General features: G+C 66.5%; 16 protein-coding genes and 1 riboswitch. Of the genes, 6 read left to right on the plus strand and 10 right to left on the minus strand.

What is annotated here, in order from left to right; genetic code table 11:
- The first annotated feature begins 95 nt into the window (after window positions 1–95).
- On the plus strand, window positions 96–2,237 hold the full coding sequence (locus L1080_RS22250) for a serine/threonine-protein kinase (RefSeq protein ID WP_250777161.1): 2,142 nt from the start codon (window positions 96–98) through the stop codon (window positions 2,235–2,237).
- 7 nt (window positions 2,238–2,244) lie between these two features.
- On the opposite strand, the gene hpt is transcribed toward L1080_RS22250, so the two are convergent.
- The 4 genes from hpt to dacB are packed head-to-tail and all read right to left on the minus strand — an operon-like array spanning window position 2,245 to window position 6,221.
- Window positions 2,245–2,799 carry a hypoxanthine phosphoribosyltransferase gene (gene hpt / locus L1080_RS22255; protein WP_109326452.1) on the minus strand — a complete coding sequence of 185 codons (555 nt, stop codon included), beginning with the start codon at window positions 2,797–2,799 and terminating at the stop codon, window positions 2,245–2,247.
- Between the two features lie 4 nt (window positions 2,800–2,803).
- On the minus strand, window positions 2,804–3,781 hold the full coding sequence (gene tilS / locus L1080_RS22260) for a tRNA lysidine(34) synthetase TilS (protein WP_250777162.1): 978 nt from the start codon (window positions 3,779–3,781) through the stop codon (window positions 2,804–2,806).
- Window positions 3,782–3,789: 8 nt separating this feature from the next.
- Window positions 3,790–4,836: a zinc-dependent metalloprotease gene (locus L1080_RS22265; RefSeq protein ID WP_250777163.1), complete on the minus strand. Its 1,047-nt coding sequence runs from the start codon at window positions 4,834–4,836 to the stop codon at window positions 3,790–3,792.
- Window positions 4,836–6,221: a D-alanyl-D-alanine carboxypeptidase/D-alanyl-D-alanine endopeptidase gene (gene dacB, locus L1080_RS22270; protein WP_250777177.1), complete on the minus strand. Its 1,386-nt coding sequence runs from the start codon at window positions 6,219–6,221 to the stop codon at window positions 4,836–4,838. Before dacB ends, L1080_RS22265 begins: the two co-directional genes overlap by 1 nt.
- Before the next feature lie 135 nt (window positions 6,222–6,356).
- On the opposite strand from dacB, the gene L1080_RS22275 reads away from it, so the two are divergent.
- The gene (locus tag L1080_RS22275) at window positions 6,357–6,848 is read left to right on the plus strand and encodes an inorganic diphosphatase (protein WP_159919013.1); all 492 of its coding nucleotides are present in this window, start codon (window positions 6,357–6,359) and stop codon (window positions 6,846–6,848) included.
- Window positions 6,849–6,902: 54 nt separating this feature from the next.
- Here L1080_RS22275 and L1080_RS22280 read toward each other — a convergent pair whose 3' ends face one another.
- On the minus strand, window positions 6,903–8,600 hold the full coding sequence (locus L1080_RS22280; RefSeq protein WP_284708955.1) for an MDR family MFS transporter: 1,698 nt from the start codon (window positions 8,598–8,600) through the stop codon (window positions 6,903–6,905).
- 115 nt (window positions 8,601–8,715) lie between these two features.
- Window positions 8,716–9,546 (minus strand): crotonase/enoyl-CoA hydratase family protein, encoded by an 831-nt coding sequence (locus L1080_RS22285; protein WP_250777165.1) that lies wholly within the window; start codon window positions 9,544–9,546, stop codon window positions 8,716–8,718.
- Window positions 9,547–9,666: 120 nt separating this feature from the next.
- Between L1080_RS22285 and L1080_RS22290 the strand changes: the two genes are divergently transcribed.
- Window positions 9,667–10,734, plus strand: coding sequence for an alpha/beta fold hydrolase (locus L1080_RS22290; RefSeq protein ID WP_250777166.1), 1,068 nt, complete (start codon window positions 9,667–9,669; stop codon window positions 10,732–10,734).
- A gap of 4 nt (window positions 10,735–10,738) precedes the next feature.
- Here L1080_RS22290 and L1080_RS22295 read toward each other — a convergent pair whose 3' ends face one another.
- The gene (locus L1080_RS22295) at window positions 10,739–11,317 is read right to left on the minus strand and encodes a TetR/AcrR family transcriptional regulator (protein WP_250777178.1); all 579 of its coding nucleotides are present in this window, start codon (window positions 11,315–11,317) and stop codon (window positions 10,739–10,741) included.
- Between the two features lie 123 nt (window positions 11,318–11,440).
- Between L1080_RS22295 and L1080_RS22300 the strand changes: the two genes are divergently transcribed.
- From L1080_RS22300 to L1080_RS22310, 3 genes are all read left to right on the plus strand, one after another.
- A complete protein-coding gene (locus L1080_RS22300) occupies window positions 11,441–12,490 on the plus strand; it encodes a hypothetical protein (protein WP_250777167.1) in 1,050 nt (349 codons plus the stop codon).
- A gap of 76 nt (window positions 12,491–12,566) precedes the next feature.
- Window positions 12,567–13,040 (plus strand): YbaK/EbsC family protein, encoded by a 474-nt coding sequence (locus L1080_RS22305; RefSeq protein WP_159919008.1) that lies wholly within the window; start codon window positions 12,567–12,569, stop codon window positions 13,038–13,040.
- 38 nt (window positions 13,041–13,078) lie between these two features.
- Window positions 13,079–13,639: a flavin reductase family protein gene (locus L1080_RS22310; protein ID WP_109326417.1), complete on the plus strand. Its 561-nt coding sequence runs from the start codon at window positions 13,079–13,081 to the stop codon at window positions 13,637–13,639.
- A 75-nt stretch (window positions 13,640–13,714) separates the two neighbouring features.
- Here the strand turns inward: L1080_RS22310 and L1080_RS22315 are convergent, their stop codons facing one another.
- The 3 genes from L1080_RS22315 to L1080_RS22325 form a co-directional block, all read right to left on the minus strand.
- Window positions 13,715–14,341 carry an LLM class oxidoreductase gene (locus L1080_RS22315; protein ID WP_159919007.1) on the minus strand — a complete coding sequence of 209 codons (627 nt, stop codon included), beginning with the start codon at window positions 14,339–14,341 and terminating at the stop codon, window positions 13,715–13,717.
- Window positions 14,342–14,489: 148 nt separating this feature from the next.
- Window positions 14,490–15,785, minus strand: coding sequence for an aminotransferase class V-fold PLP-dependent enzyme (locus tag L1080_RS22320; RefSeq protein ID WP_250777168.1), 1,296 nt, complete (start codon window positions 15,783–15,785; stop codon window positions 14,490–14,492).
- A gap of 47 nt (window positions 15,786–15,832) precedes the next feature.
- A riboswitch (SAM riboswitch) is annotated at window positions 15,833–15,947 on the minus strand.
- 41 nt (window positions 15,948–15,988) lie between these two features.
- Window positions 15,989–17,236 (minus strand): MCE family protein, encoded by a 1,248-nt coding sequence (locus L1080_RS22325; RefSeq protein ID WP_250777169.1) that lies wholly within the window; start codon window positions 17,234–17,236, stop codon window positions 15,989–15,991.
- Between the last annotated feature and the right edge of the window lie 506 nt (window positions 17,237–17,742).

Consider the following 17,742-nt stretch of genomic DNA (forward strand, 5'->3'; position numbering starts at 1 on the left):
ACTATTCGCGCTGGATACGGTAGGTCCGCGGGGTTACCATTCGCTTGTCCCCGGACGGGGCTCGCTACACCCGCCCAGTAGAACCTCGAAGCGCTATGACCAGAGGAAACGGGTCGGGCAGAGACAGATCAGCCGCTGAATCAACCTCTGCCGAAGAGACCGTCGGAGTCCAGAACTCCGACCACGAGAGCAGTGAAGCGACGGTCGCGGCCGGCCCGTCGCCAGTGAGCGGTGAGCGAACCATGTCTGCACAGCTCGGCGGTGAGCGAACCGTTTCTGCACAGCTGAGCGGTGAGCGAACGGCTGCTGCTCCGACGATTGACGGTGAGCGAACGGCTGCCGCTCCGACACTGGGCGCCGAGCGTCCGAGCGAGGGTAGCCGCACTGTCACCGCGGTTCCCGTCGACACTCTGATCACCAGACCGCCGACCCGAGAGACCCTCGACGATGTCGAGGTCGGTCAGCAGGTCGACGACTTCGATCTGCTGATGGGTTTGGGCAGCGGCGCGTTCGGCCGGGTGTTCCTGGCCCGGCAGCGTTCGATGCAACGCCTCGTTGCGGTGAAGATCTCGCACGACCACGGCAACGAACCGCAAACTCTCGCGCAACTCGACCACGATTACATCGTGCGGGTGTTCGATCAGCGACTACTCGAGGACCGCAAGCTCCGCCTGCTCTATATGCAGTACCTCCCGGGTGGGACGCTGCTGCGGGTGCTGCGGCGTGTCCGCGTCACACCCGAACGCGAGCGGAACGGCAGCCTCCTGCTCGAGGTAGTGGACGAGGAAATGCGGGAGAAGGGTGAGATCCGGCCCACCGATTCGAGTGTCCGGGCGGAGATAGCGTCGTTGACCTGGCCGGAAACGATCGCGTGGCTGGGCAGGCGGCTGGCGGACGCCCTCGACTACGCCGGCAAACGCGGGGTTCTGCACCGCGACATCAAACCGGCCAACATCCTGCTCACGGCCGAGGGTGTGCCCAAGCTTGCCGACTTCAACATCAGTTTCAGCGACTCCGTCTCGGGAGCGTCACCGCTGGCGTACTTCGGTGGATCCCTCGCCTACATGTCGCCCGAGCAGCTCGAAGCGTGTCATCGCGGCATGCCGGGCACCGCGGCGGATCTGGACACCCGCAGCGACATCTTCGCGCTGGGCGTAATGCTGTGGGAGTTGATGTGCGGGCGACGCCCCTTCCCCGACGAGGACGTGTCGAGTGAGTCGCTGGTCGGGCTCGAGGCGATGCTGGATCACCGCAGTCGCGCCATCGATCCCGAGTTTCTCGACCACCTGCCCTACGACTGCCCCGCATCGTTGCGGCGCGTGTTGCTGACCTGCCTGTCGCCGAAGCCCGAAGGACGCTGGTCGAGCGGAGCGGAGCTGGCCAAGCAGTTCGACCTCTGCCTCAATCCGCGTGCCCGCGACCTCGTCGACCCGCCGCCACACAGTTGGCGCATGCGGTTGCGCCGCTGGGCCCTGCCGATCCTCGTCGTCGGTATCGCGGCGCCGAACGCTCTGGCCGGAATCTACAACTATCACCACAACAAGATGCTGATCATCAGTGCGCTCACTCCCGAGGCGCAACAATCCTTCGAGCAGATACAGCTGGTGATCAACTCGATTGCGTTTCCGCTGGGCGCGATCCTGCTGCTGTACTGGTGCCGCTATCCCCTGCTGGTGCCGCGCGGACTGCGCAAGGGGCGCACGTACGACCGGCACACTCTCACCCGCGCGCGCACCGACACCCTGCTCCTCGGCGACCGCGTCGTGCTGGTCGTGTTCGGGTTGTGGTTCGTCGCCGGGGTCGCATATCCGATTTCGCTGCAGCTGGCGGCCGGGGGCGTTCCGCCGGGCGCATACGTGCACTTCATCGCGTCACTGATCGTGTGCGGCGCGGTGTCGGTGGCGTACCCGTTCTTCGTCGTCGCCTTCTTCGCGGTGCGCTGCATCTATCCCAGCCTGCTACCGCAGGACATCGCCAGCAGTGCCGATGCGCAAAAACTTCGGGGTTTGGATCGGCGCAGCACCCTGTATCTCGCGGTGGCCGCGTCTGTTCCGCTGGCCGGTGTGGCCGGCGTGACCTTCCTGTCGCCCGACGAGATCACTCTGGTGATCATCGCAGTCCGCATCCTGTGCCTCGGCGGGATCGTCGCGTTCGTCGGTGTCTATTGGCTGTTCCGCCAACTGGAGGAGGACCTGCGGGCGCTCGAACCCGTCGTGTCCCACGAGTCCGTGCGCTAGCGGATGCTCAGCCGCCGTAGACGGAAGGCTCGAGAGTCCCGATATAGGGCAGGTCGCGGTACCGCTCGGCGTAATCGAGTCCGTATCCGACCACGAACTCGTTGGGGATGTCGAAGCCGACATTCGCGACGTTGACGTCGACCTTGATGGCATCAGGCTTGCGGAGCAACGTGACCACCTCGAGCGATGCCGGATTGCGGCTCGACAGGTTACGCATCAGCCAGGACAGCGTCAGTCCGGAGTCGATGATGTCCTCGACGATGAGCACGTGCCGACCGGCGATGTCCTTGTCGAGATCCTTGAGGATGCGGACGACGCCCGAGGACGATGTCGACGATCCGTAGGAGCTGACGGCCATGAATTCCATCTGCGTGGGGATGGGCAGAGCCCGCGCAAAGTCGGTCATGAAGAAGATGGCGCCCTTCAGGACACCGACCAGGAGTAAATCCCCTTCAGGGGTCCCCTCCGGGTATCGCTTCGCGATTTCCTCGGCCAGCTCGACGGTGCGTCGACGAATCTCGTCTTCGGAGATCAGTACCGATGCGATGTCGCCTTCGTACACGCGGTCAAACCCTTCGTCGGTCGTCCAATCCGACGTTCAGCCTGCCACGTCGTCGGCAGACCACCAACCTGGCGTCCGGTGTCCCGCCACCGACTGCGACCGGACCCTGCCCACGCCACTGCACGACGAGGTCGTCGACGGCCCGTAACTGTTTGTCGCCGAGCCCCCGCGCGCCCGCCGCGAGAAGCCACGTTCGCAACACCCGCCGGCGTATCGGGGGTGCGGCATCCGCCAGGACTGCGACGTCGAGCTCTCCGTCGACCACGGCACGCGCACCGACCGTGTCCGCGACCGAGTCGAGGACGGCGCCCTCTTCGCGCAACTGCTCGCCGGTGCGGGCGAGCGCGCCCGCGACACCGCCGCCGAGGACGTCCTCGAGCAGCGGCAGTACCTCCGTGCGCAACCGAACCCTGGTGAAGTCCGGGGATGCGTTGTGCGGGTCCTCGTGCGGGAGGAGTCCGAGTTCGGTGCACGCCTGGTGGGTGACGGCTCGTCGGACGCCGAGCAGTGGGCGTCCCCACGGGCTGTCGTAGGCACTCATTCCCCAGATGGATCGGCCGCCCGATCCCCGGGCCAGGCCCAGCAGCACGGTTTCGGCCTGATCGTCCAGGGTGTGGCCCAGCAACACCGGATCGCTCCGACGGGCCGAGTCGAGAGCACGGTAGCGGGCGTCGCGGGCGGCCGCCTCGAGTCCGCCGGAACCGGTCACGTCGACGGCCAGCACCTCGGCGGACACGCACCCGAGTGCGCGGGCGCGGGCGGCTGCTTCCTGTGCCACGTCGGCGGAACCGGTCTGCAGCCGGTGATCGACCACCAGGGCGCGGACCGTGCGCGCTTCCGCCGCCGCTGCGGCCGTCAGCGCCAGCGAGTCGGGACCGCCGGACAGCGCCACGGCGACCACACCGCCGGGACAGTGCTGCGCGAGCCAGCGCCGCACTGCGTGACGCACCTCGAGAATCGCCGGCTCCTCGGGAAGCAGCACGGCGAGTCTCAGCCCAGTACCCGCGACACCCAGTCGGCCGGGCGATCGATCTCGGCCAGCCGGGGCAGGGTGTCGGGGCCGGTCCAGATCACGTTGAATCGGTCCATGCCGACTTCGCCGACGACGGCGTCGACGAACGCCTTGCCGCGGACGTACTGCGCCATCTTCGCGTCCATCCCGAGCAGCGCCCGGATCAGACGCTGCACCGGGTTGCTCTTGCGGCGACGCCGGTTGTCGAAGGCAGCGCGGATCGTGGTCACCGACGGGACCACGGCCGGCCCGACCGCGTCCATCACGTGATCGGCGTGCCCCTCGAGGAGGGTGCCGAGAACCAGGAGACGGTCGAGGGCCTCGCGTTGCGGTTCGGCCTGGGTGGCGCGCAGCAGTCCGACGATTCCGCCGGGGGCGCCGGACGCATCCGGGGCCGGGCGCCCGCGGTCCCGCACCGCGGCCGACAGCCGTCCGACGACATCGGCCACCGACTCGTCGTCGGAGGTTCCCAGGGTGTCGACCGCATCCTGCATGTACTGCGTCAGCCAGGGCGAGGACGAGAACTGGACCCGATGGGTCACCTCGTGCAGGCACACCCACAGCCGGAAGTCGCTCGGGTTCACGCGCAGTGCCCGCTCGACGGTCACCACGTTCGGTGCCACCAGCAGTAGGGTTCCGTTGTCCCCGGTGAAGGGGTCGTACTGGCCGAGGATCGCCGAGGACAGGTAGGCGAGCATGGCACCGGCCTGGATACCGGCCGGCTTTCCCAGGAGGAGTCCGGGTGCGGAGTCGCCGCCGGTGAGCTGCGACATCGAATGGGCAGCGGCGTGGATCCACCCCGCCCGGTCGAGGATCTGGGCCGTCGGTACGGGCAGTCCGTCGGCCAGCCCGGTCACTTCCCGAACCGGCAGTTCCGCGCGCATGGACGCGTCGGCCAACTCCGCGACGACGGCCTCGGCCGTGTACCGCGAGGTGGCCGGACCGCTCCGGGCCAGCTTCACACCCGTCCGGGCAGCGAGTTTCCAGTCGACGACTCCACTGAACGCATTCTTGTCGGTGGCCATCACTGGCACCCGCACGTGCGGAGGGCGGCCGCCAGCGCGTCGAGAGCGGGGCGACTGACCTCCGGGGGCCGATCGTTGGACATCAGCGCGAAGGTCAGCACCCGGCCGTTCTGGTCCACGACGTACCCGGCGAGCGCGCTCGCAGTGGACAGCGTGCCGGTTTTCGCGCGCACCCACCCGGCACCGGTGCGGTTGCCCGACGCGTAGCGGTCCGAGAGACTTCCCGTCGCTCCGGCCACGGGCAAGTAGTCGAGCATGGGCCGCAGGGCGGGCGTGCCGTCTCCCGCGGCGGCGGTCAGAACCTGGTCGAGCAGTTGGGGTGCGATGCGGTTGTCGACGGACAACCCGCTTGCGTCGTGCAGAGTGAGGCCCGACATGTCGAATCCGGCCTCGAACAGCTTCTGGCCGATCGTGGCGACGGCTCCCGCAAATGAAGCGTCTGCGCCGGCATTCATGGCAACCTCCCGCCCGATCGCTTCGGCAAGCACATTGTCCGAGTGTTCCATCATTTGCCGCAACCGCTCACGGAGCGGCGCAGAGTCCACGGAAGCGATGGTGGCCGCACCGGGTGCTGCGACACCGGTCGTGACCGCGGACGGGCTCACCCCGAGCGCGCTTGCCAGCGCCCGCCCGGCGTCCAGCGCCGGCGTGGTGGTTCGCGGCGACTCGTCCACCAGAGGATCTGCCCGCCCGCCGTCGATCATGATCGGTTCGGTGGGAGTGATGAAGCCGGCGCCGACATCAGCCGGGAACCAGCCCTGCGCCATGGTCCCGCCCGTATAGATGCCGGTGTCGACCACGATGTCGGTGGCGGCGACGCCCGCCGCCCGGATCTGATCCACCAACTGGGACAGATGCGCCGCGCCGGGGTAATAGCCGTTCTCGCCCACCGGTTTCGCGGTGATCGTGGGGTCACCCCCTGCGACGAGCACGATTTCTCCGGGCTTCGCGCCCTGAACAACTTTGGTGGTCACCCGGTGATCGGACGGCAACGACAGCAGCGCCGCCGCCGCCGTGAGCACCTTGGTGGTGGAGGCGGGCGTCATCGGCGTCTGCGGGGCGACGCTCCACAACACCTGACCGGTGACGGCATCGGCCACCGTGCCGCTGAACTTTCCGAGCGCCGGATCGGCGGACGCCGGGCCGACTGCAGAGGCGATTCCCTGCGGCGTCGGTAACGGCGCGTCGTCCGGAACGGGCCTGACCTGCGGCGCGGCGGTGATCGGCGCAGGGACCGGCGCGATCGTCAGCTCACCACGGCTCGCCGAGGCGCCTTGCGTGCTGACGGCGATCACGAGGACGGCGGCCACGGCGAGCACCGCCACGACTACCGCTGCGAGGAGTATCCGCATGTTCCGACGGTGACGTCCCGCTAACGAGCCCATCTTCTTCTTTCCCTGGCCCGGCAACGCGCCTCCGTGTTCTTCACTTGCATCTCGTGGGTGGTCAGCACACCAACCTTATCCTCGACCCGATATCCTTCCCCGGAATCATCACCGACACGACAGCGAGGAATCGGCGTGGAGTTCGACGTCACCATCGAGATCCCCAAGGGTCAGCGAAACAAGTACGAGGTCGACCACGAGACCGGTCGCGTAAAGCTGGACCGTTACCTCTACACGGCATTCGGCTACCCGGCCGACTACGGCTTCATCGAGAACACGCTCGGCGAGGACGGCGACCCGCTGGACGCACTTGTGCTGCTTCCGGAGTCGGTGTTCCCCGGCGTGATCGTCGAGGCGCGGCCGGTCGGCATGTTCAAGATGGTCGACGAGGCCGGCGGCGACGACAAGGTGCTGTGCGTGCCCGCGGGTGACCCGCGCTGGGACCACATTCAGGACATCGGCGACGTTCCCCAGTTCGAACTGGACGCCATCAAGCACTTCTTCGTCCACTACAAGGACCTGGAGCCCGGCAAGCACGTCGAGGCCGCCGACTGGGTGGGGCTGTCCGAGGCCAAGGCCGAGGTCGAGGCGTCGTTCAAGCGTCTGAAGGACAACGGCGGGCACTGACCGGTCCCGCCAACGCTCGGCGCCCATCCCCGCGGGGTGGGCGCCGTTGTCGTCTCACACCTCCGCTTCTCCCCGCGCCGCTGCCTGAAGTCCGGACTCGCTGCGGAGCGGAACTTCCTTCCACAGGACGGTGAGGACGAAGGCGACGACGGCGAGCATCGACACGCTGAAGAAGACGGATCCGATTGCGTCGGCGAATCCCTCCCGGAAGGGAAGGGCCAGCACTTCGTCGAGTTTTCCGATCACCGAACTGTCCGTGAGGACGCCGCTCACGCCGGCGTGGTCGGGGCTGAGCATTCCCCGGCCCATGGCGGCCTCGGCGGGGTCGTTGCTCTGCGCGGCCGCGGCGACGGCTCGACGGAAGTCGGGTGTGCCGGCTGCGGCGGTCACTCGCTCGCCGATGGCCGGGGTGAGGCGGGAGAAGAGGATCGACAGGAAGATCGCGACGCCGGCGGTGCCGCCGATCTGCCGGAAGAAGGTGGCCGCTCCGGTCGACACCCCCATGTCCTGTGGGGGCAGCGCGTTCTGAATGGCGAGGGTGAGGGGCTGCATCAGGTTTCCGAGACCGAGCCCGAGAATCAGCATGAACACCATCACCACGGGCATCGGGGTGTCGGCGGCCAGCGTGTGCAGCAGGAACGCGCCTACCACGATCAGGGCGGTACCCAGGATCGGGAAATACCGGTAACGACCTGTCCGCGAGATCATCTGACCGCTGACCACCGATCCGGCCATCAGACCGAGGACCATCGGCAGGATCTGGAAACCCGCCAGGGTCGGGCTCGAGCCCTTCACCACCTGCAAATACTGAGGTAGGAGGGTGATGCCGCCGAACATGACGGCGCCCACGACGAGACTGATGACGACGCCGAGCGCGAACGTGCTGTTGCGGAAGAAGCGCATCGGGATGAGTGCGTCGTCTTTCATCGCCAGCTCCACGAGCACGAATGCCAGCACTCCGGTGACGCCGATGACGTAGCACGCCAACGATTTCGAGCTGTCCCATCCCCAGCTGCGCCCCTGTTCGGCGACCACGAGCAACGGCACGACACCCACCGCGAGAGCGATCGCACCCCACCAGTCGATCCGCCGGCTTCCGCTCGGTCGTCGCGGCAGGTGCAGCACCCGGGAGACGACGGTGAGCGCGACGAGTCCCACCGGCACGTTGACGAGGAAAACCCAACGCCAGCCGTCGATTCCGAGGAACTCGTCCTGTCCGGCGAACACCCCGCCGAGGACCGGCCCGAGGACGCTGGACGTGCCGAACACGGCCAGAAAGTAGCCCTGGTACTTGGCCCGTTCACGCGGGGAGACGATGTCGCCGATGATGGTGAGCGCCAATGAGAACAGGCCGCCGGCGCCGAGTCCCTGGACTGCGCGGAAGGCCGCGAGCATGTACATCGACGTCGAGAACGTGCACAGGACCGAGCCGATCACGAACACCGTGATCGCAAACATGAAGAACGGCTTGCGGCCGTAGATGTCGGACAGTTTGCCGTAGAGCGGCGTCGCCAGGGTGGCGGTGACGAGGTACGCGGTGGTCGCCCACGCCTGCAGTGAATACCCGTCGAGGTCGTCGGCGATCGTCCGGATCGCCGTCGCCACGATCGTCTGGTCGAGCGCGGCCAGGAACATGCCGAGCATCAACCCACTGAGTACAGCCAAGATCTGCCGGTGGGTGTAGGCCACCGGCGTTTCGACCGAATTCGACACTGTTTCCTCGCTGCGCTGTCGTTTACTTGTAGTCCGCAAGTATGCGAGCGCGGCGAGGTTCCGGGCAACTGATGAACTGGGCTTTACCTGCGGATAAGGGTCTGTGAACGCAACCAGCCGCACCCCGGAGGGTGCGGCTGTGTCAGCGAACGGGCTATTCGCCCGTGAACTCGGGCTCCCGCTTCTCGAAGACGGCGGTGATCGCCTCGGTCAGATCCTGCGACGGGAGGAAGGCTGCGTTCCAGGCGGCGACGTAACGGAGGCTGTCGTTCACCGCGGCCGAGCGGGAGTGGTCGAGAACGTCCTTGATCCCGTGAACCACCAGCGGTGGGTTCGCCGCAATGTCGTCGGCGGTGGCGTGCGCCGCCGCGAGCACGGCGTCAGCGTCCTCGTACACGTCGTTGATCAATCCGATCTTCTCGGCGCGTGCCGAATCGATGTCCTTGCCGGTGAGCGCGAGTTCGCGCAAGTGTCCGTCACCGATGATCGCGGGAAGCCTGGCGAAGCTACCCATGTCTGCGACGATCGCGACCTTCACTTCGCGGATGCTGAACCGCGCGTCAGCGCTGGCGTAGCGGATGTCGGCCGCCGAGATCAGATCGACGCCGCCGCCGATGCACCAGCCGTGAACTGCAGCGATAACAGGCTTGCGGCAGTCGGCCACCGCGTTGATGCCGGACTGCATGCGCTTGATCGTGTCGTGGAAGGCCGTCCGCGGGCCGGCTTGGGCTTTGTCCGCCAGGACGGCTCCGAAGCTCCCGCTCATGGCCGGTAGGTCGAGGCCGAAGGAGAAGTGCTTGCCCGAACCGGCGATGACGACGGCGCGCACCTCCGGGTCGGCGTCCAGCTCACCGAAGATGTCGGGGAGTTCACTCCAGAAATCGGGACCCATCGCGTTGCCCTTCCCGGGCCCGATGAGTGTCACCCGCGCGACGCGATCCTTTCGATCGACGGTGAACGCGTTCCAGGTCTTCGATTCGGTCATTACTCAAGAGTAACCATCGGTCCCAGCCGCGACGGTCGGTGTCCGCGAGAGGTCGAACTAACTGTATGTTGTCGTCACAGTTATCTGATCTCGGATCGGCATCACCACGAGAGGACCCCCGTGCTCGACATCGCCTGGACCCCCACCCTCGACACGCTCACCCGCAACGCGTGGCGACTGTCCTTCGGTGGTGGTATCGCACCGGTGGAGCGCACACCCTCGACCCTGATCTCGGAAGGTCCCCATCGTGACCTCTACCGCTTCGACGGCAACTCGATCACTGATGCCCGCCCCGTCCTTCTCGTCCCCCCGTTGGCCGCGCCCGCGCAGTGCTTCGACCTCCGGCCGGGACAGAGCCTGGCCGCGCACCTCGTCGACTCCGGCAAGGCGACGTACCTCCTGGACTACGGGTCGATGGGCTACGCCGACCGCGACCTCGGGTTCGAGGACTGGATCGAAGACATCATCCCGACCGCGCTCGAGCAGGTGTCCCGTTTCCACGACGAAGCTCCAGTCGACCTGATCGGATGGAGCCTCGGCGGAACCCTGTCGTTGTTGACGGCCGCGGGCCGCGGCGACCTTCCCATCGGTTCGGTCACCGCGATCGGAACACCGATCGACTACCGCGCCGTCTCGATGATCGCGCCGTTGCGGACCGTGGGCCGTTTCACCGGAGACCGGCCGCTCACCGCCGTGACCGGGATGATGGGCGGCCTTCCGGCGCCACTCGTCCAGGCGAGTTATCGATTCACCGCACTGCAGCGGGAACTCACCAAGCCATGGTTCATCGCGCGCAATCTGCACGACACGGAGACCCTCGCCCGCATGGAGTCCATCGACCGGTTCATGGCAGATATGCCGGGTTACCCCGCGCGATTCTTCCAGCAGGTCTGCACGCAGTTGATCCTCGGGAATGCGCTCGTCGCAGGGAAATTCGAGACGAGGAACGGCCCGGTGTCGCTGGCGGACATCAGCGTTCCGGTGCTCGCGATCGGCGGCACCGAGGACGTCATCGCCCCCGTCGCCTCCGTTCGGGCCGCTACCGACGTGCTGACGGGATCGCCGTCGGCGCGGTACGAGTCAGCTCCCGGTAGTCACCTGGGCCTGGTGGCCGGACCGACTGCGCGCACGACCACCTGGGCGCACATCGACGCGTTCCTGGACGACGCCGTCGCACGCATCGCATGACGGGTCAAGCCCGGCCGGCGCCTGCGACAGCGCCAGCGAACAGCGCTGCGACGGCCGCTCCCATCGTCGTGTGATCCACCTCTTCGGGATCGACCGAGTGCTCGAGCACCAAGCCCGAGATCAGTGCCATCAGAGAAATGGCGGTGGTTCGCACGTCGAGGGTGTCTTCGACTCCCCATTCGCGGGCGCGCTCACCGATCAGCTCGACGAGCCGCGACCGTAGGTGTCGTCGTTCGCGAAGGTAGGCCTGCGCGATCTGTGGGTCCCGTGCAGCGAGTACGCCGAACTCGAGCACCAGCAGCGACCACCCCGGCTCGCGCATCATCCATGAGGCGATCGCCTCGCCGCCTCTTTCGACTGCGGCCGACGGGTTCAGCCCCGCTATTTCGGCGAGGGCGCGGCCGGCGAGTTCGAGTGAACGCTGGGCGAAGAGTTCGGCGAACAGGTCCTGTTTCGACTCGAAGTTCGAGTACACGGCACCCTTGGTAAATCCCGCGCGCCGCGCAACCTCGGTGAGACGCGCGGCGTTGAAGCCTCGTTCCGCGAACTCTTCCGCCGCCGCGTCGAGCAGTCGTTGCCGCACTACATCACGGCCGGGACGCGTCGCCGGCGTCCATTCGGTGTGACGACTGTCGTGTTGACCATGTTCGGGCACGATACCTACGGTATTGAATACCCGAGGTATCGACAAGGATGAGGATTACTGATGACCACGACCGAGACCGAACAAGCCCCTTTCTCGCCACAACACCCGGACGGCCCCGCGTCCCGGTACGGCACACCGCAGGTCATGGTGGCACTCGTCCTCGGTGTTCTCGTACTGCAGCTCGGTTTCATCCTCAGCTATGTGGCCGCATTCCATCAGCCCACTCCCCGCGGTATCGAGATTGCGGTCGTGGCCGCCCCGGGACTGCCGCCCGGCGTCGACCAGCAGGTCGCCGACCGGCTCAATGGGATCGACGGACGCCCACTCGACGCGCGCATCGTGTCCGACGCGGCGCAGGCGCGGCGGCTCCTGCATGCCCGCGAGATTCAGGGCGCCTACGTGATCGAACCAGTCGGTGCGGACACGCTGATCACGGCAAGCGCCGGTGGGAGTTCTATCTCCTCCGCCCTCGAGTCGGTGTTCACACAGGTCGACAATGCGCAGGGACGGCAGTTCACGGTTCGTGACGAGATCCCGGTGGGCGTCCACGACAATCGCGGACTGTCCGGCTTCTATCTGTCGGTCGGCTGGGTGGTCGGCGGCTACCTCCTTGCGGCCGCGATCGGGCTGTTCATCGGAGCACCTACGTCGCTGCGGCAGGCGGCGGCACACGTCGGCGTTCTCTTCGGATACGCCGTGATCTCCGGCGCTCTGGGTGCGCTGATCACCACGCACGTGCTGGGCACCTTCGCCGGCCACTGGTTTCCCCTCTGGCTCCTCGGTACCGGGGTCGTCTTCGGGACAGCCGTGTTCACGTTGGGACTGCGGGCGGCGATCGGAGTCCTTGCCGTGCCGCTCGCCATCGCCGTCTTCGTGATCCTCGGCAACCCGAGTGCGGGCGGTGCGTTCGGTTCCAACGTCATCCCCACCTTCTATGCGGCAATCGGGCGGTGGATCACCCCGGGTGCGGGGACGGAGGGTGTCCGCAGCATCGTCTACTTCGACGATGTGGGCGCGGGGGCGCCTGCGCTGACACTGGCGCTCTACGCCCTGCTCGGACTTGCGTTGCTCTTCGGCTTCACCGCCCGCCGGGTTTCCAGGCCGGAATAGACCACGCCCCGTGTCGATGTCGTCTCGGACGACGCGTCCACGTGTCGTTCCGGAGTTATGGCCCTACTCTTGGTTCATGCCGACGCCCCTGCACCCCCACGCCGCGCATGTCGCCGAAACTCTGATCGCGCGAGGACACCACGGGGTCATCGTCACCCAGCCGGAGTCCATTCACACCGCCGACGAGGCAGCAAAGGCTTTGGGTGTGGACATCGGGGCCATCACCAAGTCGTTGGTGTTCCTTCTGGACGACGACCCGATTCTCCTCCTGGTGTCGGGGGCACACGAGGTCGACCTCGCGAACACCGGCAAACGACTGCAGGGAAACCTGACGCGGGCACCGCTCGAGATGGTGCGGATCGCCACCGGACAGCCGATCGGTGGCATCGCCCCGCTCGGGCACCCCACCAACCTGCCGACGTACGTGGACAACGCGCTGGCCAAGCATTCGGAGTTGTGGGCCGCCGCCGGACACCCCGACACCGTGTTCCGCACGTCCTTCTCCGAGCTGGTGCGCATTACCGCGGGCCTCGCCATCGACGTCGACTGATTCCCTCGATCGGCCATCCGCCTATAGTTGACGCCATCATGGCGAAGAACACCGATTCCGTCCGCGCCGCGGGTGGCGAGGCCGAGGCCGAACTTGCTACCGGGATCAGCGCCGAGGACTACCGCGCCGCGCTGCGGCGTCATCCGGCGGGAGTCACTATCGTGACGCTCGATTCCGAGGCCGGGCCGGTGGGGTTCACGGCCACGTCCTTTGCGTCCGTCTCCCTGAATCCTCCGCTGGTGTCATTCAACATCGCGCATTCCTCATCCAGCATCGGCGCGCTGCATTCCGCCGATTCCCTGGTGATCCACCTGCTCGGCGAACATCAGCAGCATCTGGCGCAGCGATTCGCACGCAGCGCCGACCAACGATTCGCCGACCGGTCGCTCTGGGCTCGGCTCGACACCGGGGAGCCGGTGCTGCACGGGACCCCGAGCTGGCTCCGGGTCACCGTGGACCAGTTGATTCCGGTCGGTGATCACACGCTGGTCATCGGGCTGGTCACGCGGGTTCACGCCGAGGACGACGACGAGTCCGCCGCCGCACCCCTTCTGTATCACGAGGGGCGGTACTACCGGCCGACCCCGCTCGACAACTGACATCGCACGACGCCGTGGGCCGGGAATCCTGAGATTCCCGGCCCACGGCGTCGTATGCGACTGCGCGTCGAAACCTCAGGAAGCGAGTTCACGCTGTCGGCGTGGAAGGTCGAAACGTCGCAAGGCCTCGTCGACAGCTTCCGCGGACGTGACGAGCCCGCGCTGCTCCAACCAGGGCAATGTGCCGTCGACCAGCTGCTCGAGCACCCTGGGCAGAGTCAGCGGAAGCAGGGTCACACCGTCGGCCACCCCGGCAGCCTGGATGTCGGCGATCAGCCCGGCGAGCCCCACCGGAGTCCCGACGTACTGCAGTGACTCGGGGGTTCGTGGGCTTTCCAGTGCGCTGTCGAGCAGTGCCAGCTCCTTGCGCGCGGTGCGAGCTTCCGCGGCGATCAGTACCTCGAGATCGACCAGCACTGTGACGCTGTCGGGATCGCGCCCCGCGGCGAGAGTTTCGGCGCGCACCCGGGCGCGTTCCTGCTGCGCTCCCCGCAGATCGGTGGCGCGGATCCGGACCACATCGGGCGGGAAGGAGGTCAGGTCGAGCGGGTCCGCCGAATCGGCGGTGAGCTCCACCCAGTAGTCCGCACCGCTGATGGGCCGCGTGCCTGCGGCCCCGATGGCTGCCGGATGGTGACCCGATCCGGTCAGCTCGACGGCGACGCGGAGGGTACGGGAGGACAAAACGTTGCCTGAAGACATGTGGGGTTTCCTCGGAGAATGTGTGCCGATGTCAGGAGCCGAAAAGAACGGTCAGCTCGAACACATACCCGAGGCGGTTCGGCACAGATCGACGTGCCGACGGCACCAGTGAGCAATCATTGCGCTCCCAGCCTGCGATGCCATGCGCTCATAGTAGCGCGTCGTGCGAAAAACGGGTCTCCGGCACCGGATTCCACTGACCGTCGGTCTTGGCATAGCCCCAACTGCGACGACCGGCCACCAATGCGGCGACCGCGTCCACCAGCCGATCCACATCGGCGGAGGAACTGCCGAGACCGAGGCTGACCCGAACTGCTCCGTCTGGCCGGCCGAGTCGCGTCAGCAGCGGATGCGCGCAGAACCTGCCGTCACGCACTCCGATTCCGTGCTCGGCAGACAGGTAGGCGGCGATCTCCCCGGGCTCGTACCCGTCGATCGTGAACGTCACGATTCCCACGGTGTCCGGCGCGTCCGACCACAGCCGCAAAAATTCCACACCGTCCACGTCCGCGAGTCCGGACAGAAGTCGGGACGTCAACGCCGCTTCATGCTCGGCTACTCGACCGAAGTCCAACTCGGCCAGCGCGTCGCATGCCGCAGCGAGGGCTGCGGCGCCGAGGACGTTGGGAGTGCCGGCCTCGTGCCGGGCCGGAGCCGGTGCCCACTCGGTGGATTCGACGGTCACGTTGCGCACCGCCCCACCGCCGGCGAGGTACGGTTCCGCCGCATCGAGCCAGTCACGCTTTCCTACCAGCACGCCCGACCCGAAGGGTGCGTACAACTTGTGCCCGGAGAACGCCAGGTAGTCGACGCCCCATGCCTCCAGGTCGATCCGCCTGTGCGGCGCGAGTTGCGCCCCATCGACGAGAATCCTTGCACCGCAACGGTGCGCGACATCCGCCAGAACCGCGATCGGCAGCACCTCACCGGTGACATTGGATGCACCGGTGACAGCGAGAAGGGCAGTGGGCTTCGAGCACAATTCCGCCACGAGCAACCGAACGGTTTCGGCGAGGGTGTCAGCTGCCCGGACGACACGGGAGTTCTTCCAGGGCAACAGATTAGCGTGGTGCTCGATATCGAGCACCACCGTGCTACCAGGAACGCACCCCGCCAGCAGGTTGAGGGAATCAGTGGTGTTCCGGGTGAATACCACCACCTGGTCGTCGCAAGCTCCCACGAACTGCGCAACCGAGGCGCGCGCCTTCTCGTAGCAGGCGGTCGACACCCGGGATGCGTACCCGGCCCCGCGGTGCACGCTCGAGTACGTCGGCAGCAATGCACTGATTCGATCAGTCACCTGCGCCAGTGCGGGTGCGCTTGCCGCGTAGTCGAAGTTGACGTAGGTGCAGTCACCTCCCTGCACCAGCGGAACCCGCAGGTCCGAGCCCGAAACCGGGGCAAGGGGGGCTCCGCACACATCAGCGGTCAATACAGCAGTCATCACGACATCCCTCGTACTCAGGGACTCGTCACAGGGATAGCCCTCGGAGTCCGCGCTTGCCGGGTCCGGTATGAACCTCAGCCTGGTCGTCACCCGGAGCACCCCACCGCGGTGGAGGGTTGCCGACCAGCTAGCCGGGGCTTGACGCTGGTACTCGTGACCTGATTCGAAGATTGCAGGATCGACGCGAGGTTGTCAACCCACTATCTCGGGCTCACCCCCAGAAGTGGTGCGAGTTGAGTCGCAATCGGGTTGAGGTTCAGACGATTCGGGTCCTTCTTCGGCTTGGAATCCCACGGCTGGACCGTTGCGGGGTCACCGAGGACGATCCGGTTGGCGCTTCGCACACCGGTCACGCTTCCCTGCGGCGTTTCGCAGTTCGCCGCCGTGTTCTGAGGGAAGTCCTGCTGGGTGTCGTCGAAGTCGGGATCCTGGCGCTTCATTTCCTCGAGTATCGCCTGCGTACCCTCGTAACCGACCGTGCACGGAGGTGGGTTGTTCACCTCGCCCACCAATCCCAGGTGCACGGTGCCGTCTCCGGGGGCGATGGTGGAGGATGCCGCGGCAATCCCCGGCAAGTATACGAACAGGGTGCGAAGGGCGTCCGCCTGAACCGAGAGCGTCTCGACGGTCATGCCGAGGCTGGTGAGGTTCCTGGTCGCCGCCCCTCCGGATTCACTGACGAACGCGCCCACTTGATCACTTGCCGCCGTTCCGTTCTCGATCAGGGCCGGCACGTCGGGGTCGGATGCGCGCAGCTGTGCTGCGAGAGCGTCGAGGTCGGTGCTGAATTGCTCGATGGCCGAGGACTGTTCGGACTGCGTCGCCAGCACAGGTCGGCCGTCGCGCAGCAGCGCCAGTGTCTCGTCAAGCGACTCGGAGCCCGACTGTGACAGTCCCGCCAGCGCATCCGCGAGGACTTGAATGTCCTCGCCTTTGCCGTTGAACGCCACCCCTAGTTCGGTCACGACCGTACGGAGCGCATCGACCGGGACCGAGTCGGCCAGTTCTTGTGTTCCGGCAAGCAGTTCCTCGACCGGGACAGGAGTTGCCGTGCTGCCCACTGTGATTACGGATCCATCTTCGAGAAACGGCCCACGATCGGTGTCGGGCTGGAGATCGACGTATTGCTCGCCGATCGCCGACCTGTTGGCCACGACGGCCTTCGCGGACGCAGGGATGGCAGGCGCGCTCTTGTCGATCTTCAACTCGACATCGACACCGTCCGAGGTCAGCGACATCTCACCCACGCGGCCGACGGGAACTCCCCGGTACGTGACCTCGGCATTGCTGAAAATCCCCCCGGAATTCGCGAGCTCGACGCTGACGGTGTATTCGCCGAACCCGAGAAGATTGTCGAGACGCACATATTGGGCGCCGACGTACACCAGACCGGCCAGGGCGATGAGAATCAGCCCGGCCAGCTGCCACTTGACGAGTGCGGAGGTCATCTCTTGGCGAGGCTCGCGCTCTTGTGCTGCACATGCTCGGCGCGGGCTGTCTCGATAATGGCAGTCACAGGGCACTCCGGGAGGTATTTTTATGTGGGACGAGCAGTCACATATATACCTAGCCGGAAGGCTTCGGCTGCGCAAACCCCGCGTCGGGCCCTGGGTCGGCCAGAGCGGGCAGCGCGCGTCGCTGTATGGCCGACCGGTGGCGAAACCCACAGGTCAGCGCACACGTTCTGCTGCGCACGGTGACCGTGATCACTACCTGGCGGAATAGTGATGTCCACTGCTTCCGGCCTGACGGGGTTCCTCACGGCTCGCGGCTCACCTCAGCTTCCACGGAGGGATCACGCGTGAGTGCTTCGTTCGCCGCCCGCCCGACATTCGCCGGAAATCGCCGGGGTGAAGAATGACCATAGGCGCCCGACAGCGAGCACCCCCTGTTCACCAACTGTCTACTTGATCGTGAGATAACGAGCAGTACGCATCAACCGCCCGCTCAGAGA

This window comes from Rhodococcus sp. MSC1_016 (genome assembly GCF_023667485.2).
Taxonomy (GTDB): domain Bacteria; phylum Actinomycetota; class Actinomycetes; order Mycobacteriales; family Mycobacteriaceae; genus Rhodococcus_F; species Rhodococcus_F oxybenzonivorans.